The following is a 22,558-nucleotide window of genomic DNA, read 5'->3' on the forward strand; positions in this document are numbered from 1 at the left end:
ATGCCTCTAGTTGAGACTTTAAATAATATAACATATTCTATTAAAACTTGTCAACATCCTAAGTTATTTTCTTGACGCGTTTTAGCGACATTTAATACTATACCACGATAAATGTTATATATCAATAATTTTTATTTGGAAGTTTTAAGTAATAATTATTAAGCTTTTTATAAATCTAACTCTTCTTCGATATAGATATCATTCTTTTCCATAAGATTAAGCATTTCGCCAGAATCAAGTTTGATGATAGGACGAGTTGGTTGTTGTTGGTCAATAAAAATAATTGTACCTACCTCACCTGTTGATAATCGAACAGTTGCGCCAAGTGAAAAAGTAATAACCCCTTCTATTAACGTTTGGACGATCCTATGCTCAAACTTACCAAACTGCTCTTTCGTTAAAGCTTCAATTACTCTATATGGCGATTGCTTTTTTCTATACAGCCGTTCCGATGTCATCGCATGATATACATCAGCTACTGCAATAATATGGCTAAATGGATGGAGTTTTTCACCATTAATCTTTAATGGATAGCCACTGCCATCTAATCGCTCATGGTGTTGAAGAACGCCTAATAGAATTCCTTCGGTTATTGAATGAATCGGTTTAAGCATGTTATAGCTATGAATTGAATGCTTCCTTATTTCATGAATTTCTGTATTTGTAAGAGGACCTTTTTTATTTATAATGCGTTCTGGCACTTTCGACATTCCACTATCGCTTAGAAGTCCGGCAATACCAACTTGAATCCAATCACCTTTGCTATAGTTTAACTTCTGTGCCAAAAATGCTGAGAGAACCGCGACAGCCACTGCATGATGATATAAATAATCTTCTTTCGTAGATAAATGGTGAAGTCTTAGAATATCATTTGCATTTTTAAATTCCTTTTCAATTAGTGGTAAAATTAAACGACGTACCCCCCAAATGTCTACCTTGACCCCTGATTGCCAATTCATAAATAGCCGTTTAAAACCATTCACGGCTACTTCATATAGTTCTAGAAATGTCTTTTCAACAACATATTCTTGTTGCAATTCTTTGCTATCTTCAATCGTTTCTACTGGGGCAAACGGTTGCCCATTACTTAAATTTTTCTCGACAACTGCTTGATCAACTAGAAAAATGTCCATGATCTGTAATTGCTGTGGTGTAAGAACTGTTTTTTTACGAATAATAGGCTGATTTGTTGATACGAAAATATCCTCTGCTAAAATACATCCTTCTATTAGTTGATTCCGTTTTACCCTCATAGCAGTCTCCCTTTTCTTAGTTATTTCTACTTTTTAATTATAACGCAAAAAAAAAGAGGAAATCATCATGATTTTCCTCTTTTTAGTAATTATTCTATGGATTTCAGCAAATGTCTTTAGCAATGTTTTTATTCTTCAACATCGTTTTCTACTTCAAGCTCTTCTTTTTCTTCGTTTTCTGTGCCTTCAGTTCCATTTGTATCTAGCTCTGTTTGCTCTAATTGCTCTGTCTCTTCATCATCTTCGTCTTTTTCAACTCTGGCAACTGTTGCAACCTCTCCACCTTCAGCAACTCTTATAAGCATGACACCTTGTGTATGGCGGCCCATTTTTGAGATACCATTCACATGCATACGTATAATAACGCCATCAGCGGTGATTACCATCAGGTCGTCTTCATCAGAAACAACTTTCAGTGACACAACAAGTCCATTTTTATCAGTGATGTTACATGTTCTGATCCCTTTTCCACCACGGTTTTGTGCACGATACTCCTCACTTGCTGTTCGTTTTCCATAGCCATTTTCAGTTACAATCAAAACATCTTGGTGCTCTTCAATAATTTCCATCCCGACAACACGATCCCCTTCTGAAAGAGTGATCCCTTTCACACCAGTGGCCGTCCGACCCATTAGACGCACATCTGTTTCATGGAAACGTATTGACATCCCATTTTTCGTACCGATGATAATATCGCGATTTCCGTCCGTTAAGCGAACACCCATTAATTCATCATCTTCACGAACATTAATGGCAAACAATCCACCTTTGCGAATATTTGCAAAGGAAGAGAGCGATGTACGCTTGGAGATACCTTCTCTTGTCGTAAAGAACAAATACCAATCCTCAACAAATTCTTCTACAGGGATAACCGCAGTAATATATTCACCCTGTTCAATTTGCAATAAATTAATAATAGGAATACCCTTTGCAGTTCGTCCTAACTCTGGAATTTCGTAGCCTTTCAAACGATATACCTTCCCTTTATTTGTAAAAAAGAGAATCGTATGGTGGGAATTTGTTGTAAAGAGATGTTCTACAAAATCATCCTCATTTGTACCCATCCCCTGTATTCCTCTACCACCACGTTTTTGACTGCGATATGTCGAAATCGGCAATCGTTTAATATAGCCGTTATGGGTTAATGTGATGACGACATTTTGTCTTGGAATGAGGTCTTCATCTTCAAGATAATTCTCATCAATAGAAATGATTGTACGTCTTTCATCATTAAACCGCTCTTTAACCTCTAATAATTCACCACGGATAATTTCTAGCACTTTTTCCTCATCAGCTAAAATTGCTTTTAATTCAGCAATTCGTTTAATTAGTTCAGCATATTCATTTTCAATTTTGTCTCGCTCCAAGCCCGTTAAGCGTTGGAGACGCATATCAAGAATTGCTTGAGCTTGATCATAACTTAACGAAAATTGCTCCATTAACCCGTTTCTAGCAATTTCAGTTGTTCTTGACCCTCTAATTAAAGCAATGATTTCATCTATATGATCAAGGGCAATACGTAACCCCTCTAAAATATGAGCTCTTGCCTCCGCTTTACGAAGTTCAAATGCTGTTCTGCGACGAATGACTACTTTTTGGTGTTCAAGATAATGATATAAACATTCTTTAAGATTTAATATTTTAGGCTGCCCATCAACTAACGCTAAAAGGTTGATTCCAAAGCTCGTTTGAAAAGCCGTTTGTTTATATAAATTATTTAATAAAACATTGGCATTGGCATCTCTTCTCACTTCAATGACAATCCTCATTCCATTTCGGTCAGATTCGTCACGAAGATCCGTAATCCCATCAATTTTCTTATCACGAACAAGCTCAGCAATTTTTTCGATAAGTTTCGCTTTGTTCACCTGATATGGGATTTCCGTAACGATAATCCGTTGTTTCCCATTAGCATTCTCTTCAATATTCGCTTTTGCTCGAAGTGTTATGGAGCCACGACCTGTTTGATAAGCTTTACGAATTCCAGAGATTCCAACAATCTCTGCAGCCGTTGGAAAATCAGGACCAGGAATATACTCCATTAATTCTGGAATACTAATATCAGGGTTTTTACTTAATGCAAGAATACCGTCAATAACTTCCCCTAACTGATGTGGCGGAATATTTGTTGCCATTCCTACCGCAATACCTGAAGCACCATTTACTAATAAATTTGGGAAACGAGCAGGAAGAACTTTTGGTTCTTGCTCTGAACCATCATAGTTATCCTGATAGTCAATTGTGTCCTTGTTAATATCACGAACCATTTCCATCGAAATTTTCGACATACGTGCTTCTGTATAACGCATCGCTGCCGCTGCATCTCCATCAATCGAACCAAAGTTCCCATGCCCATCAATTAGCATATAACGATAGTTAAAGTCTTGCGCCATCCTAACCATTGTTTCATAAACAGCTGAATCACCATGCGGATGGTATTTACCAATAACTTCACCGACGATACGTGCTGATTTCTTATACGCTTTGTCAGAGGTCATTCCTAACTCGTTCATAGCATACAAAATACGACGATGGACTGGTTTAAGTCCATCGCGTACATCTGGAAGTGCCCGACTAACAATAACACTCATTGCATAGTCTAAAAATGATGTTCTCATTTCCTGACTAATATTAATTTCTTTAACTCTTGATTGCTCCTTATCTGGCATCTAATTAACCTCCATTATTCCATATTACATCTACGTCCCTTACAATGTGCAGAACGCCAACATGGAAAAAAGCTATATATCTAAATTCTTCACATAATGAGCGTTTTCTTGAATAAAGTCACGTCTCGGCTCAACCTTATCACCCATCAATGTTTCAAATGTTTCATCAGCTTTCATAGCATCTTCCATTGTTACCTGCAATACAGTACGGGTAGCAGGGTCCATCGTTGTCTCCCATAATTGTGTAGGATTCATTTCCCCTAACCCTTTGTAACGCTGAATACCAGGTTTTTGGTCTTTGAATTTTTCCTTTAAAAGAACATCCAATTCTTTTTCATTATAGGCATATTCGATCACTTTTCCTTGTTGCACCTTATAAAGCGGTGGTTGGGCGATATAAATATAGCCTTTTTCAATGATAGGCTTCATATAGCGATAGAAGAATGTAAGCAATAACGTCCGGATATGTGCTCCATCAACATCGGCATCGGTCATAATAATAATTTTATGATAACGTGCTTTTTCGATATTGAAATCTTCACCAATTCCCGTACCAAGTGCTGTAATAATCGCTCTTATTTCATTGTTTGAGAGAATTTTATCGAGCCTTGCCTTTTCAACATTTATGATTTTCCCTCTTAAAGGCAAAATCGCTTGAAAATGGCGATCACGTCCTTGTTTCGCCGATCCACCTGCCGAGTCACCCTCTACAATATATATTTCACTAATCGAGGCATCTTTTGATGAGCAATCAGCTAACTTTCCAGGCAATGAGCTTACTTCAAGGGCACTTTTGCGGCGAGTTAATTCACGTGCTTTCTTTGCAGCTTCTCTTGCTCTTGATGCCATTAATCCTTTTTCAACGATTTTCTTTGCCGCTTGAGGATTTTCAAATAAAAATTTTGAAAAATGCTCAGAGAATAAAGAATCAGTAATTGTTCTTGCTTCACTGTTGCCTAGCTTTGTTTTTGTCTGTCCTTCAAATTGAGGATCAGGTATTTTCACTGAAATAATTGCCGTTAATCCTTCACGTACATCTTCCCCTGTAAGGTTAGGGTCATTTTCTTTAAATAAATTATTTTTGCGTGCATAATCATTAATCACTCTGGTTAAACCAGTCTTAAAACCGGATTCATGTGTACCACCTTCATGGGTGTTAATGTTATTTGCAAACGAATAAATATTGCTTGTATAGCTATCGTTATATTGAACAGCAATTTCGATATGAATTCCTTCTCGTTCAGCCTCAATAAAAATTGGCGTCTCATGAATCACTTCTCTTGAGCGATTTAAATGCTCAACAAAGGAAGCAATTCCACCCTCATAAAAATATTCAGCTTTTTTCCCTTCAGGACGACGGTCTTCAATAATAATTCGTAATCCTCTGTTCAAGAAGGCTAACTCACGCAATCTTGTTGCTAATATGTCATAGTCATAGATCTGTGTTTCAGTAAAAATCTCGTCATCTGGCTTAAAGTGGACTTTTGTCCCAGTTACATCCGTTTCACCGATCACTTTTAAATCTTCTTGCGGGACACCACGTTTGTATTGCTGATAGTAAACTTGTCCTTCACGGTGTACTTCCACTTCAAGTACAGTTGACAGAGCGTTTACAACCGATGCTCCTACGCCATGTAATCCACCTGAAACTTTATAGCCTCCACCGCCAAATTTACCACCAGCATGCAATACAGTCATAATTACTTCCACTGCAGGCCGCCCCATTTTTTCATGAATCCCAACAGGAATTCCGCGTCCATTATCCATAACAGTAATACTATTATCTTCTTCAATTGCAACAGTTATTGTATCACAGTAACCGGCCATTGCTTCATCAATACTGTTATCAACAATTTCCCAAACTAAATGGTGAAGACCTCTCCCGCTCGTGGAACCAATATACATACCTGGTCGTTTCCTTACAGCTTCTAGACCTTCTAAAACTTGAATCTGACTTTCATCATAAGAATGTTGATCAACTGCCAAAACACTCACCTACACTTTTAAGTTAATTGAATGTCACCATTCTGAAGAAAAGCGCAAGCGCCTAGATCAGACGCAACACATCAGAAATTTCTTCTTTATATAAAAAAGCTTAATAGATTGGCTTTCTTGGAGAAAATAAAAAAAGAGTTACGGTTATATTAATCAGTATAGCTGTCAAACTCAGTTACAACATGGGCTCGACGCTTTAATGTAATTGATGATATAGGGGATAAATAAATAGCATCCGTTGTTATTACGATTGATTTACTCAGCTCTTTTGAGATTGTAATCACTGAATTGTCCGTTTCATATTGTTGCAAAAATTCCTTTGAGATTGACGAAGAATCCTTTGACTGGCCGTCTAAAATGGCAATTACATCCTTTGACCGAATCACAGTGTCACCACCTAAATGAATAAACAATTAGCCACCTCATTTCAATTTAGTAATTGCTCCTTGTTGAACTTCATAGGTTGCAGCTTCATTTAACGTTTCGTGGTCAATTCCTTCAACACTTGTCGTTGTTACAAATGTTTGTACTTTCCCTTGTATCGTGTTAAGTAGATGAGATTGCCTGTAATCATCCAATTCCGATAATACATCATCCAATAGCAAGATTGGATATTCTCCTACTTTTGCCTTAATTAATTCAATTTCCGCTAACTTTAAGGATAAAGCCGTTGTTCGCTGTTGCCCTTGAGAACCAAAGGTTTGAACATCTTTGCCATTAACTAAAAATCCTAAATCATCACGATGAGGACCAACTAATGATGTCCCTCTCATTATTTCTTTTTCTTTCACGTTTGCAAAAGAATCTTCCAATACTCCTTCTATTCTCGACAAATCCATGCTTTCTGATACCTTCACTGATGGTTTATATTCAATTATTAGCTTTTCTAGTCCGCGACTAATGTCATGATGGACCTTTTGGGCCCATGTTTGTAAAAACTGCAAAAACTGAAACCGTCTTTCGATAATTTTTGCTGCACTTTCAATAAGCTGTGCTGTGAGCACATCGAGCATTGTCAAATCTTGTCTTTTTTTCTGTAAATCTCGCAACAAATGATTGCGCTGCTGGAGAATTTTTTGATATTTACTTAAATGGTGAAGATAGACTGGGTTGATTTGACCAATTTCCATATCAATAAAACGACGGCGCACCTGGGGACTCCCTTTGACAAGATTTAGATCCTCAGGTGCAAACATAACAACATTAGCTGTACCTATATATTCACTTAACTTTCGTTGCTCCAAACGGTTTACTTTTACTTTTTTCCCTTTGGATGAAATAATGACTTCCATCGAAATCGGCCCGTTTGCTTTTTGGAGCCTACCCTCTATTTTAGCATATTCTTGATCCCAACAGATAAGATCTTTATCACGGGAAGTACGATGTGATTTTGCTAGTGCCAATACATAGATCGCTTCCATAATGTTCGTCTTTCCTTGGGCATTCTCTCCTAGAATAACATTGACTTTATTTTCAAATGTGACATGTTGTTTTTCATAGTTGCGATAGTTGGTTAGCGTTAATTCACTTATATGCAACGGGATTCCCCCATTCAGCTAGAGACAATTTCAAATGTTCCTACATTAGGAATTTCAACGATATCGTTGTTATAGATCTTTTTTCCCCGACGATTTTCTAGTTGTCCGTTTAATAATACATCATGTTCAGATAAGAACCATTTTGCCATTCCGCCCGTATCAATGAGACCAACTTCTTTTAACAGTTGGCCTAACGTAATATACTCTGTTGTAATGTTCACTTGGTTAGTCATGAAATCTCTCACTTTCGTCTTCAATTCTATTTTACTAAAGTCTCTGTGCTGAGCCAACATAATCCTATACTTATTATAACTCTATATCAATTAAAAGGGGATGCCTCTAAAGTGACAGCTCTCCTCTGACGTTTACAAAATGTAGAGGTTGCATTACAGATCAACTTCTATATTTTGTGGTCGAGGTGACTGTTACTTTATTTTGAGACATCCCCTTTCATTTTCAAACTTTACTCTTATTTAGTATGTTCTCACTGGTGAAAATAAATGTAGGGCATCATCCTGATTACTTGGGCGAATAACAAACGGACTCATCGCTCCCGTAAAGGCAATTTTCACTTCGGTACTATCAATGACTTTTAGAGCATCAATAATATTTTTCCCATTAAAGGAAATTCTCAACTCTTCCCCTTCAGTTGAAATGCTTTGTACGCGCTCAGTAACCTTCCCGATTTCTGGAGTTACTGCAGTAATTTCTATCATTCCATCATCTAATGTTTTTAAATTGGCAACGTTGTTTTTACTGCTTTGTGATAATAACAATGCACGCTCAATCGCTTGAAGAAAACCTTTTGTTTGCAGTGTGATGTCAGTCTTCGTATGTGTTGGAATCATATTTTTCGTTACTGGATATGTGCCATCTAATAACCTTGAGAAAAATAAAATATGTTTCGATTTAAATAAAATTTGGTTTTCAGTAACAATAATATCAATCATTTGCTCAGATGAGTCATCAATAATTTTATTTAACTCATTTAGACTTTTTCCAGGAATGACGACATTTGAAAATGACAAATCATCATTTCCTTCGATCGCTGCCTTTTTCATTGCTAAACGGTGGCTGTCTGTTGCAGTACAGTTCAACTCCCCGTTATCGACCTGCCAGTTTACACCTGTCAAGATTGGACGTGTTTCTGCAGTGGACACTGCGAAAACTGTTTGTCGAATAATGTTTTTCAGTAAATCATTTTGAAGGCGAAACACATTTTCTTCTTCAATTTGCGGCAGGCGAGGATACTCTTCAGGATCTAAACCATTTAAATTAAACACAGAATAACCAGATCTGATCGTTGTTGCAAATTGATCTTGGACAACTATTTCCACTTGTGATTCCGGTAATTTTTTTACAATATCAGCGAAATACTTGGCCTGTAATACAATGCTTCCAGGCTGCATCACTTTAACTTGTTCTTTTCCTTCTTCTTCAATTGGAATAAAACATTCGATGGAAATATCGGAATCACTGCCTGTTAATGTAACACCAGTGCGGTCAGCAACAATTTTTATTCCAGTTAAAATTGGGATTGTGGTACGTGAAGAAACTGCTTTCGTTACATGTTGAATACTTTGAACAAATGGCTCACGATTAATAATAAATTGCATAATAAGCCTCCTTAAGAGCTTTTACGTTTTATTGAATCATTTTTATCATAAATTTTAGCGTACCTGCATAGGATAAAAAAGAAGCATCATAAAAGGATAATATACTATATCTTTTTATAAAAAAATCGTAGTAATAGTAATAGGGCTTGTGGATTTGTGGACAAGCAGCATATACGGGTGAAAATCAGCCTATACACATGTGGACAAGGTGTGTATAGGCTGACGTTATTTATGCACAATTTCCTCAGATGCATGTTTTAGTTACGCAGTTGATCAATAATTTCCTGAACTTGTTTTTGAAGTTCGTTATCACTGGCTAAAAGCTTGGAAATCTTTTCGTGGGCATGAATCACCGTTGTGTGATCTCTCCCTCCAAATTCCCCACCAATTTTCGGTAATGAAGAATCGGTTAATTCACGTGATAAATACATCGCGATTTGTCGTGGGAAAGCAACCGACTTTGTTCTGCGCTTCGCTTTAAAATCATCCATCTTTAAGTTGAAGTGTTCCCCAACGACACTTTGAATATCTTGAATGGTGATCATCTTTGGTTTTGCATTTGGGATGATATCCTTTAATGCTTCCGCTGCTAAATCGGCATTCATATCTTGATTAATGAGTGAAGAATAAGCAACAACACGAATTAATGCCCCTTCTAACTCACGAATGTTTGTGTCGATCTGATTGGCAATATAGAGCATCACTTCATTAGGAATATCAAGGTTTTCAGCTTTCGCTTTTTTGCGCAATATCGCAATTCTTGTTTCTAAATCCGGCGGTGTAATATCCGTAATTAATCCCCATTCAAATCTTGAGCGAAGACGGTCTTCCAATGTCGGAATTTCTTTTGGCGGTCGATCGCTCGAGATAACAATTTGCTTACTTTCTTCATGCAGGGCATTAAATGTATGGAAAAACTCTTCCTGTGTTTGTTCTTTTCCAGCTAAAAACTGAATATCATCGATTAAGAGAACATCGACATTACGATATTTATTTCGAAAATTCACCGCTCGATTATCTCGAATTGAGTTGATGAATTCATTGGTAAATTTTTCAGAAGAAAGGTAAACAACTTTGGCGTCCGGATTATGATCAATGACATAATGTCCAATTGCATGCATTAAGTGGGTTTTCCCTAGACCAACTCCACCATAAATAAAAAGAGGGTTATATGCTTTAGCAGGTGCTTCAGCGACGGCCAATGAAGCAGCGTGTGCAAAGCGGTTACCCGATCCGATAACAAATGTATTAAACGTATATTTAGGATTTAACATACTTTTTGGAATTTCCCCGTTTGTTGGGGCTTGTTCTTTTGGTGTTTTTTTTAATTTCTCTTCTAAATTAACTTCCTCCTGGAGCTGGTTTTGCGGAATGATGAATTTAACTTCCAGTTCAGCACCGGTTAAATCAGCTAATGTTTCTGAAATTAAATCGGAGTAACGATTTTCTAACCAGTCACGGGCAAATTCATTTGGAGCGGTTATAGTAATCGTATCATTATGGATATCATTTGCTTTTGTCGCTTTTAGCCATGTTTCAAAGCTAGGTTTACTAACCTTTGTTTCGATAACGACCAGCGCTTGATTCCATAAGTCAGTTATGTTTTCCAAAAATCATCCCTCCTCATATCGTTCCGATCTATTGCAGATAACTAACATACTTAATTCAGTAGAAAAGTAGGATGTACAACCTTTGCACAACCTACTACATACAAGTGTATAATTATTTAATTCACAACTGATGTTGAAATAAGTATAATATAGTAGAAAAACGTAACAAAATGACTTTTACACACTCTTGTGGAAAAACTATAAACATGGTGGATATTGTTGTCCACACACATATCCACAGATGTGGGTAACTCACTTGCACGCTGAAATTTATCCACGGGTAAAAACATAAATATAATATCAAAAAAAAACAGCGTGCGCAATGATTTTGTGAAGGTTATCCACAACTTACTAGTGGTTGTGTGCAATGTTTTTCCACAACACTAGATACTGTGTGAAAGGTGTCGATAACTTGTTGAATACTGAAAAATGGTGTAAAAATAGTTATCCACACCAATTGGACGAGCCATTTTTGGTGATGGCGATCGAACAAGTTGCTGATTTTCAAAAATAAGGAATAAGAGATGAACTTGACAAAGTAAGGGGTCTTTCCTTATACTTTATAAGTATGTCTTACAAGAAGTTTATCCTCAGGGAGGTGTAATAGAGTGAAACCTACTTTCCAACCAAACAATCGTAAACGTAAAAAAGTACACGGTTTTCGTGCGCGCATGGCTACGAAAAACGGACGTAAAGTATTAGCACGTCGTCGTCGTAAAGGAAGAAAAGTATTGTCTGCATAGACCACTGATTGTCAGTGGTCTTTTTTCTAGACTTGCTTAAATAAAGGCTGAAAGTATGATGTTGATTTTTGACTCGTTTTAGGAAGGTTAGAATTCACACGAACGAGCCAAAAATCAACATCAAACTTTAACGCAGCCAAAACAAAAATAAATTTTTCTTCATAAAAAGAAGGGAAATAAGTAAATAAATAAGAATTATGAACGTATAGAGGTATGAATTAGTAAGTAGTTAGTGAATAAATGGTATAGAAAAGGTAAGTACATAATAATGATTTTGAAAAAAGGAAAACGGATTATCGACATAGCTGGGGTGTAACAGATGAAGAAAGATTATCGAATCAAGAAAAATGAAGACTTTAGTGTTGTTTTTCAAAAGGGGAAATCTGTTGCCAACCGACAATTTGTCTTATATGTGTTACCTAAAGAAGGACAACCAAACTTTCGAATTGGGCTTTCGGTTAGTAAAAAGGTAGGAAATGCGGTGACAAGAAATCGTATTAAACGACTGATCCGGGAAACATTTACACAATTAAAAGACGACCTTAACCAATCGAATGATTATGTTGTCATTGCCAGAATTCCAACAGCAGATATGGATTTTCATGAAGTCAAAAAAAGTTTGATTCATGTTTTAAATAAAGCGAGAGTGTTTAAAAAGAGGGAGCGTTATCAGAAATAGGGAGTGAAAACGTTGAAGTCGGTATTGATTGGGGTTATTGTCTTTTATCAAAAGTGGATTTCCCGCTTTACACCGCCTACATGTCGTTTCTATCCAACATGCTCTCATTATGGATTGGAAGCCATTAAGCGATTTGGAGCACTGAAGGGCAGCTGGTTAACATTAAAGAGAATTCTAAAATGTCAGCCCTTTCACCCAGGTGGAATTGATCCAGTTCCAGAGGATTTTCATTATCATAAAAAGAAAACAGAACTAAAGTAATAATCGCTACACATCGACAAGCAGCATCTTTCAAAGGATATTTTGCTGAATGAAGTCGGATAGGGGTTGTAAAAGGTTCTGCTTCAAGTATATGATTGTAATGTTATGAAATTTAATCCTAGTATATTGTTTCAATACCCTCTCAAATTAGAATGAGGTTTTGTCAGAAGGAGGAAGAGTGGTGTCAAGGAAGTTAAGTTTAGTATTAATGTTAGTTGGTTTAATGGTCATAATGACCGGGTGTTTTAATATAAATGAACCTATAACATCAGAAAGTGAAGGAGTTTGGGATTCATATTTTGTGTACCCGCTTTCATGGGTATTGATTTACTTCGCTGAGATGTTTAATGAAAATTACGGGATAGCGATTATTCTTGTTACGATTCTATTACGTATTGTAATTTTACCATTAATGATTAAACAAACGAAAAGCGCGAAGGCAATGCAGGCAATTCAGCCTGAAATGCAAAAATTAAAAGAAAAATATAGCGCGAAAGACCAAAAGACGCAACAAAAGCTTCAACAAGAAATGATGAAGATGTTCCAAGAGCATGGAGTTAATCCTCTTGCTGGATGTTTGCCTTTATTTATTCAAATGCCGATTCTTTTAGCGTTTTATCATGCAATTATGCGTACTGGTGAAATTGCCGGACATACGTTCTTATGGTTTGACCTAGGAAATCCTGACCCATTTTTTATATTGCCTGTTGTAGCCGGGATTACAACATTCATCCAACAAAAGATGATGATGGTAACAGATAACCCGCAAATGAAAGTGTTATTATATGTGATGCCAGTCATGATCGTGGCATTTGCAATCTATTTCCCATCAGCATTAGCGTTGTACTGGGTCATTGGTAATATCTTTATGATTGTTCAAACATACTTTATTACCGGACCGAAAGTCGGTGAAAAGAAAACAGGGGGAGCGAAAAAGTGAAAAAAGTAACTGTATCAGGTAAAACTGTAGATGAAGCTGTAGAGACGGCATTGGCACAATTAAATACGACAAAAGATCGTGTTCAGTTAACTGTTATTGAGGAACCGCAAAAAGGGTTTCTTGGTCTTATCGGGTCAAAACCAGCTCTAGTCGAAGTACTGTTAAAGCCTGATCCGGTTGAAGAATCACTAGCTTTTCTAAACGATATTATTTCAAAGATGGACATTGAAGTTGAGATTAAGCAATCTACAAATCGCGATGGACACGTTTTTGAACTTACAGGTGAAAAGATTGGCGTGTTAATTGGAAAGCGCGGACAAACGTTGGATTCACTTCAATATTTAGTAAATCTTGTAGCAAATAAGCATTCAGAAGGATATATTCGTATTACATTGGATGCTGAAAATTATCGTGCCAGACGTAAAGAAGCATTGGAGCAATTAGCCACTCGTATTGGCCAAAAAGCAATAAAAACAAGAAAAGAAGTTATTTTGGAGCCGATGAATGCATTGGAACGGAAGATTATCCATGTCACATTACAAGACATGAAAGGCATTAAGACCTATTCAGAAGGTGTTGAACCTAATCGCCGTATCGTTGTAGCTCCTAAGTAACAAAGATAAGTAAAGCCCAAGGATCAAAAGAGATCCTTGGGCTTTTTTTAGTTAAATTTCCCCGGTACATATCTAACCTCGAAGAACTATCTTTTTAGCCATTAGCCTTTAACGGATAGCAATGAACTTTCAACTCTAATCTCTGTTTGCAAAATGATTATCCACATGTGGAAAGATTGATTTAGGTGTTTTTCGGCAACAATAGTAACAATCAAGTTGTTGATATCTTTTTATGACATAAAAATTATGATATTCTATTATTTTAGGGGGAAAAATATCCAGTTCGTTGTTTGTGTTAGTTATATCTAGACTGGTGACGGCTTGTCATGTTTCATATAGATGTTTTAGAAAGAGAGAGGTGATGATCATGGAGTTTGATACAATTGCAGCAATTTCAACTCCAATGGGGGAGGGAGCGATTGCGATTGTGAGAATCAGCGGTGATGAAGCGATTTCAATTGCTGACCAAATTTATAAAGGAACACAATCGTTGAAAGAGGTACCTTCCCATACGATTCATTATGGCCACCTTGTAGAGCCAAAAACGAATACAATTGTAGAGGAAGTTATGGTGTCTGTATTAAAGGCTCCAAGAACCTTTACTCGTGAAGATATAGTGGAAATTAATTGCCATGGTGGACTTGTATCTGTCAATCGAGTTTTGCAGCTTATTTTAACTCATGGTGCAAGGTTAGCTGAGCCAGGCGAATTTACGAAGCGGGCATTTTTAAATGGCAGAATTGATTTATCACAGGCAGAAGGTGTTATTGATTTAATTCGGGCAAAAACCGATAAAGCGATGAATATTGCTCTCGGTCAAATGGAAGGCAAACTGTCGAAAAAAGTGCAAAAGTTACGCCAAGCACTTTTGGAGACGGTTGCTCATGTTGAAGTGAACATTGACTATCCTGAATATGATGCAGAGACTATGACATTAGGCATTCTGATGGAGAAAGCAACTTATGTCAAAAAGGAAATTGAAGGCTTATTAACGACGGCAGCACAAGGGAAAATACTTCGTGAAGGGCTTTCCACTGTTATTATAGGTCGTCCAAATGTCGGGAAGTCGTCATTATTGAATAGTCTTGTCCATGAAAATAAAGCAATTGTCACCGACATTCCTGGAACAACCCGAGATGTCATTGAAGAATTTGTAAATGTTCGAGGTGTTCCATTACGCTTATTGGATACTGCCGGAATCCGTGAAACTGAAGATATTGTCGAAAGGATCGGTGTCGAACGTTCTCGCCAAGTGTTGAAAGAAGCAGAGCTTATTTTGTTAGTCTTAAATAATAATGAACCATTATCTCCTGAGGATGAAAAGCTGTTTGAAGCAGTTTCGGGAATGGAGACAATTGTTATCATTAATAAAAGTGATAAAGAACAAAAAATTGACGAAAATCGCGTTCGGCAATTAGCAAAAGAGATGCCAGTTGTAAAAACATCTTTGATTGAGGACCAAGGGGTAGATGATTTAGAAGAAGCAATCGCCAGCCTTTTCTTCCAAGGTGATATTGAAGCAAATGATTTGACATATGTTTCGAATTCCCGTCATATTGCCTTATTACATCAAGCAAAGAAATCTGTTGAAGATGCAATCGAGGCGATTGAGCTTGATGTTCCTGTTGATATGGTTCAGATTGATATTACAAGAACATGGGAAATACTTGGTGAAATCATTGGAGATACAGTGCATGAAAGCTTAATTGATCAATTGTTTTCCCAATTTTGTTTAGGAAAATAACGTATTAGTTGTAATAAGATAGAGACTTATGTATTCGAAGTAGGAGGAATGAAGAAGATGATCGGATATGAAGGCGGTGAATTTGACGTTATTGTCGTTGGTGCAGGGCATGCAGGGTCTGAAGCGGGCCTTGCTGCTGCACGCATGGGTGCCAAGACATTAATGTTAACGATAAATCTTGATGCAGTGGCCTTTATGCCATGTAACCCTTCAGTAGGTGGACCGGCAAAAGGGGTCGTTGTTCGAGAAATTGATGCCCTTGGTGGTGAAATGGGGCGCAATGTTGATAAAACACATATTCAGATGAGAATGTTAAACACAGGTAAAGGACCAGCAGTTCGGGCCTTACGTGCACAAGCAGATAAATTCATGTATCAGCATGAAATGAAGAAAACAATTGAGGAACAAGAAAATTTACTGTTACGGCAAGCGATGGTTGAAAAATTAATTATTGAAGATGGAGAGTGTAAAGGGGTTATTACCCAAACCGGCGCCACGTATCGTGCGAAAACGGTCATTGTGACAACGGGGACCTATTTGCGTGGAAAGATTATTATTGGTGATTTGATGTATGAGAGTGGACCAAATAATATGCAGCCTTCTGTCGAGCTGTCGAACCACTTGCAGGAACTAGGGTTTGAACTGGTTCGCTTTAAAACAGGAACACCACCTCGTGTCAATGGTAATTCCATTGATTATTCAAAAACTGAAATTCAACCTGGTGATGACGTACCAAGAGCATTTTCATATGAGACTACAAAATATATCACTGATCAGCTTCCTTGTTGGTTAACGTACACCGGTGAAGAGACGCATAACATTATTAATAATAATTTGCATCGTTCACCAATGTTTTCAGGAGTGATTGAAGGAACGGGTGCCCGTTATTGTCCGTCCATTGAAGATAAGATTGTTCGCTTTAATGACAAGCCGCGTCATCAAATTTTCTTAGAGCCGGAAGGACGAAATACATCTGAGGTTTATGTTCAAGGCTTATCAACAAGCTTGCCGGAAGATGTACAGTTTAAAATTTTAAAAACAATACCTGGGTTAGAAGAAGTTAGGTTGATGCGACCAGGTTACGCGATTGAATATGACGCGATTGTCCCAACCCAGCTTTGGCCGACATTAGAAACAAAAAAAGTAAAAAATCTTTTCACTGCCGGTCAAATTAATGGAACATCAGGGTATGAAGAGGCAGGGGCACAAGGGATTATTGCCGGAATTAATGCAGCATGCAAAGTGTTAGGAAAAGAGCCACTCATTCTTGACCGTTCTCAAGCTTATATCGGGGTTCTCATTGATGATCTTGTGACAAAAGGGACAAATGAGCCGTACCGTTTACTTACATCCCGTGCAGAGCACCGTTTGCTACTGCGGCATGACAATGCAGATTTGCGTTTAACAGAGACAGGGTATAAAGTTGGTTTAATTTCCGAGGAACGTTATGCAAACTTTACGAAGAAAAAGGAACTTATTGAACAGGAGCTGCAGCGCTTAAACAAAGAAATTATTAAAGTATCTGATGAGCTTAATGCACTGTTGGAAGAGGCCGGTTCGACACCGTTAAAAGATGCGGTCAAAGCTGCAGCATTACTGAAACGGCCAGAAATAAACTATGAGCATATAGCAAAGATTACACCAGCTGATATCGAAGTCCCTGACGATGTTGCTGAACAAGTGGAAATTCAAGTGAAATATGCGGGCTATATTGAAAAGCAGTGGCAACAAGTTGAGAGAATGAAAAAAATGGATGATAAAAAAATCCCGGTTGATTTAGATTATGATAAGATTTCAGGCATAGCGACGGAGGCAAGACAAAAGCTAAGCGAAGTAAAACCATTATCTGTGGGGCAAGCTTCGCGTGTCTCCGGGGTCAATCCAGCAGATATTTCGATCTTGCTCGTTTATTTAGAGCAAGGACGTTTAGCAAAAACAAACAAATAAAATTCGCTGATTGTAGAGGTGACTTTCTACAATCAGCAAGCTATACATAGGAGGAAAACAATGAGTAAAGAGCAATTTCCGGCTTTATTAGCAGAAAAGGGGATCGAACTTTCTGAGCAGCAACGTAACCAATTCGATCAATATTTTCAACTACTTGTAGAATGGAATGAAAAAATGAATCTAACAGCCATTACCGATGAAGATGGCGTTTATTTAAAGCACTTCTATGATTCCATTTCAGCTGCCTTTTTTTATGATTTTTCAAGTGCTGACAAGCTCCATATCGTTGATGTTGGGGCAGGAGCTGGTTTCCCTAGTTTGCCTATTAAAATTTGTTTTCCACATTTAAAAATTACAATTGTCGACTCATTAAATAAGCGAATCGGCTTTTTAAAACATGTAACTGAACAATTACAACTAACAGATTGTTCGTTTTACCATGATCGCGCTGAAACATTTGGTCAAAATAAACAGCATCGTGAGAAGTATGACTTTGTCATTGCAAGAGCTGTGGCGAGATTGCCTGTTTTATCTGAATTATGTTTACCGCTTGCAAAAGTCGGTGGAACGTTTATGGCAATGAAAGGTCCAGAAGCTGCAGGGGAAATAAATGAAGCAAAGAAGGCAATTTCCCAATTAGGTGGTGCATTGCTGAAAAATGAAAAATTCACATTGCCAATTGAGGAAAGTGAACGCCATTTTATCGTCATTCAGAAAGAAAAAGCAACACCAAAGAAGTACCCGCGAAAACCGGGGACGCCAAATAAACAGCCATTAGTATAAGAAATATTGATGATTCAAAAAAATTGCTTATACGTATTTCAACCTCAGTAGCCGCTATAAATAATAGATTAAAAGCCTAGCGTTTCTTGCAAATTGTTTCACGTGAAACATAGCCAAATAGATGAGAAAGTAGTATAGTTTAATATAGAGAAAATGGTCTATCGAAAAAGCAGGAACTGTTGGTAATCATCGCGAATTATTTATAATGTCGGTAGTTTTTAGAAGGTGGTGTCAGGCTATGAAACAACCGTTTTCACGATTTTTTGGTTTAGGTGAAAAAAATCAAGAATTGAAAGAGGAAGAACAGCTAGATAGTGAAAACGAAGAAGTGAAGCAAATACCAATTAAAGACATAGTGCCTAACCAATTTCAGCCACGGACCGTATTTGTAGACGAACGAATTGAGGAATTAGCTCAAACGATAAAAACACACGGGATTATTCAACCGATTGTTGTACGGGAACGTGACGGGAAATTTGAGATTATCGCAGGTGAACGACGCTGGAGAGCTGTAACAAAGTTAGGGTGGGAATCGATCCCGGCTATTATTAAGGAGTTTAATGACTCACAAACAGCTTCAGTTGCCTTAATTGAAAATCTTCAACGCGAGGGACTGACAGCGATTGAAGAAGCGGTTGCGTATGCAAAATTACTAGAGTTGCATGGCTTAACTCAAGAAAGTTTGGCGCAGAGGTTAGGGAAAGGACAATCAACAATAGCGAATAAGCTCAGATTGTTACACCTGCCTCAAACTGTACAGGATGCATTATTACACCGTACAATTACAGAACGTCATGCACGAGCGCTTATCCCTTTAAAAGATGAAGAATTACAAGATAAATTACTGGAACAAATTATTGAAAAAGGCTTAAACGTAAAACAAACAGAAGAGTTAGTGAAGAAACAATTAGAAGGTTCGACAAAGAAAAAGAAGCCGACAAGAAAGATGTATTCAAAGGATATGCGTTTAGCTATGAATACAATCCGTCAATCTGTTGATATGGTTGTAAAAAGTGGCTTATCTATAGACACTGACGAACAAGAACATGATGAATACTATCAATTCACAATTCGAATACCAAAAAAATAATCTATCATAAATTGATAGATTTTTTTCATGATAGTAATAGATTAGAGATACATTGGTTATAAAAAAGGGGATCACTTTACGCAATATTGGTTAAAAGGTAGGTGACATCGTGGGGAAGATTATTGCCATAGCAAACCAAAAAGGTGGAGTTGGTAAAACAACGACAGCGGTAAATTTAGGAGCATGCTTAGCATACATAGGAAAGAAAGTGCTGTTAATCGATGTAGATCCACAGGGGAATACGACAAGTGGTGTTGGAATCGATAAAGGAGATGTTGATGAGTGTATCTACGATTTATTAGTGGAGGATGTTGATCCTAAGCGTGTAATTAAGCAGACCGTCGTAGAAGGGATGCACATTATTCCATCAACCATCCAACTAGCCGGAGCCGAAATAGAATTAGTTCCTACGATTTCAAGAGAAGTTCGTTTGAAGAGAGCGCTGGCTGCTATCGAAAAAAAGTATGATTATATTATTATAGATTGTCCACCATCACTTGGATTGCTTACGATTAATTCTTTAACTGCAGCAGATTCAGTCTTAATTCCAGTTCAGTGTGAGTATTATGCATTAGAAGGGTTAAGTCAGTTATTAAATACTGTGAGGCTTGTACAAAAACATTTAAATACCGACCTGTCAATAGAAGGAGTCTTACTTACAATGTTGGACGCCAGAACCAATTTAGGACTTCAAGTGATTGATGAAGTGAAAAAATATTTCCGTGAAAAAGTATTTGCTACAATTATTCCGAGAAATATTCGCTTAGGAGAAGCACCGAGTCATGGTAAACCAATTATTGTTTATGATCCAAAGTCAAGAGGGGCAGAAGTGTATTTAGATTTAGCAAAGGAAGTGGTTGCTAGTGGCTAAAAGGCTAGGGAAAGGACTGGATGCATTACTTCCGCAGGTTGATGACGAGAAAAATGAAGAAGTAAAAGAAGTTAAATTAAGCGAATTACGCCCCAATCCATATCAACCGAGAAAAACATTTTCCGAAGAGGCAATTGCTGAACTAAGAGAATCGATCATCAATCATGGGATCTTACAGCCGATTATTGCCCGCAAAAGCATTAAAGGGTATGAAATAGTTGTCGGTGAACGCAGGTTTCGTGCAGCAGAAGCAGCAGGGTTAGAAGCAATTCCTGTTGTTGTTCGTGAACTGTCTGAAAGTCAAGTGATGGAATTAGCATTGATTGAGAATCTACAGCGTGAAGATTTGAATCCATTAGAGGAAGCAACTGCCTATCAAAAGCTGATGGATCATCTACAAGTAACGCAAGAGCAGTTAGCAAGTAGACTTGGGAAGAGCAGACCACATATTGCGAATCATCTTCGTTTATTACAATTGCCAAACGTAATTCAACAATTAATTGCTGATGGAAAGCTATCGATGGGACATGGAAGGGCTATGTTAGGTTTGAAAAACAAAGAAAAATTAGCTCCTCTAGCTCAAAAAGTTATTGCTGAGAAGTTAAGTGTACGTCAGTTAGAGCAATTAGTACAAAAATTAAATGAAAATGTTCCACGTGAAACAAAAAAGAAGTTGATAGAATCTACACCATTTATTAGAGAAAAAGAAAGTGTGTTACGAGAACGATTTGGCACTGCGGTTTCGATTAAGAAGAACAAGAAAAAAGGAAAAATTGAAATTAATTTTTTCTCTGAAGAGGATTTAGAGAGAATTTTAACGTTGCTAGAAGGAGAAGAAGAGCTTTATTAATTTTAATAAGTATCGATGGCCATCAAGGATTTGGTGGCTTTTTACCTTTTTGTCTTTATAAGATTAAAAATGCTGAGCACAATAAAGCTTAAGAAGAGGTCTAGTATAACGGAAAAATGGAATCTTTGTCGCTTCGTGATTAAGGTTGTATAATAATTATCGTGGCAATTTTCATTAAAGGAGGGCAAGGTCCTTGTCTTATATATATTTTGATCAAGCAGCATCTTCATTTCCAAAGCCGGAAACAGTGGCAACGGCCGTTGCCGATGCGATTACAAACTATGGAGCAAACCCTGGTCGTGGCGGACATGCCTTAGCAATAAAGGCAAATCAAGTGGTTAATGAAACAAGGGTAAAACTAGCAAAGTTGTTTGGAATTCAAGATTCTCGTAACGTATTTTTTTATCAAAATGCGACATTTGCATTGAACCAAGCGATTAAAGGGATGCCGTTTCAATATGGGGATCATGTCATAACGACAACGATTGAACATAACTCAGTCCGAAGACCGTTGGAGTATTTAAAGAAGGAGAAGGGAATTGAGGTTACTTATCTCCAACCAGACGGAAATGGGTGGATCTTAGCAGCAGCGCTGGAAAAATTACTGACAACTAAAACGAAAGCAATTATTGTCAGCCATGCCTCAAATCTTACTGGTGCGATTCTGCCAATTGAAGAAATTGGCCGTTTTGCTAAAGAACATGAACTTACATTTATCGTGGATGCTTCACAAACAGCTGGAGTACTTCCGATTAACATGGAAGAGATGAAGATTGATATGGTTGCTTTTCCAGGTCATAAAGGGTTACTTGGTCCACAGGGTACAGGAGTCCTTATTGTAAAACAGGAGATTGATTTACAACCAGTGATTCATGGAGGGACCGGCAGTCATTCTGAACAGGTTGAGCAACCGGATGAGAGGCCGGACCGTTTTGAAAGTGGTACGTTAAATACACCTGGGATTGCAGGACTATCAGCAGGTATTGATGAAATACTGCGAGTGGGCACAGATCAAATTTTTGCTCATGAATGGATGTTAACAAAATATTGTTTAGAACGTTTAAATAAGATTGAAGGGGTCACTGTTTTTGGACCTGATCTTGATGTAAAAAGAGTCGCGGTAATTCCGTTTACCATTGATGGTGTTGACGTACATGAAGTGGCAATGATTTTAGATCAGCATTATCAGATTGCAATTAGAGCAGGGCTTCACTGTTCACCGATAGCACATCAGACAATCGGTACAGCTGATATTGGTGCAATTCGGGCAAGTTTTGGTATTTATAATACGATCGAAGAAATTGATCGCTTCATTCAAGCGATTGAAGAGATAAAGGTTGGCTTAATTGGATAGG

The 22,558-nt window shown here is 37.5% G+C and carries 20 protein-coding genes; 12 read left to right on the plus strand and 8 right to left on the minus strand.

Annotated features, from left to right (window positions below):
- Positions 1–167 precede the first annotated feature (167 nt).
- From ACJ2A9_RS14750 to dnaA, 8 genes are all read right to left on the minus strand, one after another.
- Positions 168–1,253: an HD-GYP domain-containing protein gene (locus ACJ2A9_RS14750; protein WP_441422441.1), complete on the minus strand. Its 1,086-nt coding sequence runs from the start codon at positions 1,251–1,253 to the stop codon at positions 168–170.
- A 128-nt stretch (positions 1,254–1,381) separates the two neighbouring features.
- Entirely contained in the window at positions 1,382–3,922 is a 2,541-nt protein-coding gene (gyrA, locus tag ACJ2A9_RS14755; RefSeq protein ID WP_441422442.1) for a DNA gyrase subunit A, read from the minus strand.
- Positions 3,923–3,994: 72 nt separating this feature from the next.
- Positions 3,995–5,908 (minus strand): DNA topoisomerase (ATP-hydrolyzing) subunit B, encoded by a 1,914-nt coding sequence (gyrB, locus tag ACJ2A9_RS14760; RefSeq protein ID WP_441422443.1) that lies wholly within the window; start codon positions 5,906–5,908, stop codon positions 3,995–3,997.
- 158 nt (positions 5,909–6,066) lie between these two features.
- The gene (gene remB / locus ACJ2A9_RS14765) at positions 6,067–6,330 is read right to left on the minus strand and encodes an extracellular matrix regulator RemB (protein ID WP_441422444.1); all 264 of its coding nucleotides are present in this window, start codon (positions 6,328–6,330) and stop codon (positions 6,067–6,069) included.
- Between the two features lie 9 nt (positions 6,331–6,339).
- Entirely contained in the window at positions 6,340–7,455 is a 1,116-nt protein-coding gene (gene recF, locus ACJ2A9_RS14770; RefSeq protein ID WP_441422445.1) for a DNA replication/repair protein RecF, read from the minus strand.
- Between the two features lie 14 nt (positions 7,456–7,469).
- A complete protein-coding gene (gene yaaA / locus ACJ2A9_RS14775; protein WP_441422446.1) occupies positions 7,470–7,688 on the minus strand; it encodes a S4 domain-containing protein YaaA in 219 nt (72 codons plus the stop codon).
- A 240-nt stretch (positions 7,689–7,928) separates the two neighbouring features.
- The gene (gene dnaN / locus ACJ2A9_RS14780; RefSeq protein ID WP_441422447.1) at positions 7,929–9,071 is read right to left on the minus strand and encodes a DNA polymerase III subunit beta; all 1,143 of its coding nucleotides are present in this window, start codon (positions 9,069–9,071) and stop codon (positions 7,929–7,931) included.
- 257 nt (positions 9,072–9,328) lie between these two features.
- The gene (dnaA, locus tag ACJ2A9_RS14785) at positions 9,329–10,681 is read right to left on the minus strand and encodes a chromosomal replication initiator protein DnaA (RefSeq protein WP_441422448.1); all 1,353 of its coding nucleotides are present in this window, start codon (positions 10,679–10,681) and stop codon (positions 9,329–9,331) included.
- Between the two features lie 608 nt (positions 10,682–11,289).
- On the opposite strand from dnaA, the gene rpmH reads away from it, so the two are divergent.
- The 12 genes from rpmH (at position 11,290) to ACJ2A9_RS14845 (ending at position 22,557) form a co-directional block, all read left to right on the plus strand.
- A complete protein-coding gene (gene rpmH / locus ACJ2A9_RS14790) occupies positions 11,290–11,424 on the plus strand; it encodes a 50S ribosomal protein L34 (RefSeq protein WP_026678436.1) in 135 nt (44 codons plus the stop codon).
- Positions 11,425–11,743: 319 nt separating this feature from the next.
- Complete coding sequence (gene rnpA, locus ACJ2A9_RS14795) at positions 11,744–12,103, plus strand: ribonuclease P protein component (RefSeq protein WP_441422449.1); 360 nt, start codon at positions 11,744–11,746, stop codon at positions 12,101–12,103.
- A gap of 12 nt (positions 12,104–12,115) precedes the next feature.
- Complete coding sequence (gene yidD, locus ACJ2A9_RS14800; RefSeq protein WP_441422450.1) at positions 12,116–12,364, plus strand: membrane protein insertion efficiency factor YidD; 249 nt, start codon at positions 12,116–12,118, stop codon at positions 12,362–12,364.
- Positions 12,365–12,545: 181 nt separating this feature from the next.
- Positions 12,546–13,304 carry a YidC family membrane integrase SpoIIIJ gene (gene spoIIIJ / locus ACJ2A9_RS14805; RefSeq protein WP_441422451.1) on the plus strand — a complete coding sequence of 253 codons (759 nt, stop codon included), beginning with the start codon at positions 12,546–12,548 and terminating at the stop codon, positions 13,302–13,304.
- A complete protein-coding gene (jag, locus tag ACJ2A9_RS14810; protein WP_441422452.1) occupies positions 13,301–13,918 on the plus strand; it encodes an RNA-binding cell elongation regulator Jag/EloR in 618 nt (205 codons plus the stop codon). The genes spoIIIJ and jag overlap by 4 nt, the downstream gene beginning before the upstream one ends.
- A gap of 367 nt (positions 13,919–14,285) precedes the next feature.
- Positions 14,286–15,662, plus strand: a complete 1,377-nt coding sequence (mnmE, locus tag ACJ2A9_RS14815; RefSeq protein ID WP_441422453.1) for a tRNA uridine-5-carboxymethylaminomethyl(34) synthesis GTPase MnmE — start codon at positions 14,286–14,288, stop codon at positions 15,660–15,662.
- Positions 15,663–15,722: 60 nt separating this feature from the next.
- Positions 15,723–17,609, plus strand: a complete 1,887-nt coding sequence (mnmG, locus tag ACJ2A9_RS14820) for a tRNA uridine-5-carboxymethylaminomethyl(34) synthesis enzyme MnmG (protein WP_441422597.1) — start codon at positions 15,723–15,725, stop codon at positions 17,607–17,609.
- Between the two features lie 60 nt (positions 17,610–17,669).
- Positions 17,670–18,392, plus strand: a complete 723-nt coding sequence (rsmG, locus tag ACJ2A9_RS14825; RefSeq protein WP_441422454.1) for a 16S rRNA (guanine(527)-N(7))-methyltransferase RsmG — start codon at positions 17,670–17,672, stop codon at positions 18,390–18,392.
- Between the two features lie 238 nt (positions 18,393–18,630).
- Complete coding sequence (gene noc, locus ACJ2A9_RS14830; RefSeq protein ID WP_441422455.1) at positions 18,631–19,482, plus strand: nucleoid occlusion protein; 852 nt, start codon at positions 18,631–18,633, stop codon at positions 19,480–19,482.
- A 109-nt stretch (positions 19,483–19,591) separates the two neighbouring features.
- Positions 19,592–20,353 (plus strand): ParA family protein, encoded by a 762-nt coding sequence (locus tag ACJ2A9_RS14835; protein ID WP_441422456.1) that lies wholly within the window; start codon positions 19,592–19,594, stop codon positions 20,351–20,353.
- Positions 20,346–21,203 (plus strand): ParB/RepB/Spo0J family partition protein, encoded by an 858-nt coding sequence (locus ACJ2A9_RS14840; protein WP_441422457.1) that lies wholly within the window; start codon positions 20,346–20,348, stop codon positions 21,201–21,203. Before ACJ2A9_RS14835 ends, ACJ2A9_RS14840 begins: the two co-directional genes overlap by 8 nt.
- Positions 21,204–21,396: 193 nt before the next feature.
- A complete protein-coding gene (locus ACJ2A9_RS14845; protein WP_441422458.1) occupies positions 21,397–22,557 on the plus strand; it encodes an aminotransferase class V-fold PLP-dependent enzyme in 1,161 nt (386 codons plus the stop codon).
- Position 22,558 lies beyond the last annotated feature (1 nt).

Origin of the sequence: Anaerobacillus sp. MEB173, from assembly GCF_052119505.1 — a bacterium.
Classification (GTDB): domain Bacteria; phylum Bacillota; class Bacilli; order Bacillales; family JBJMAU01; genus JBJMAU01.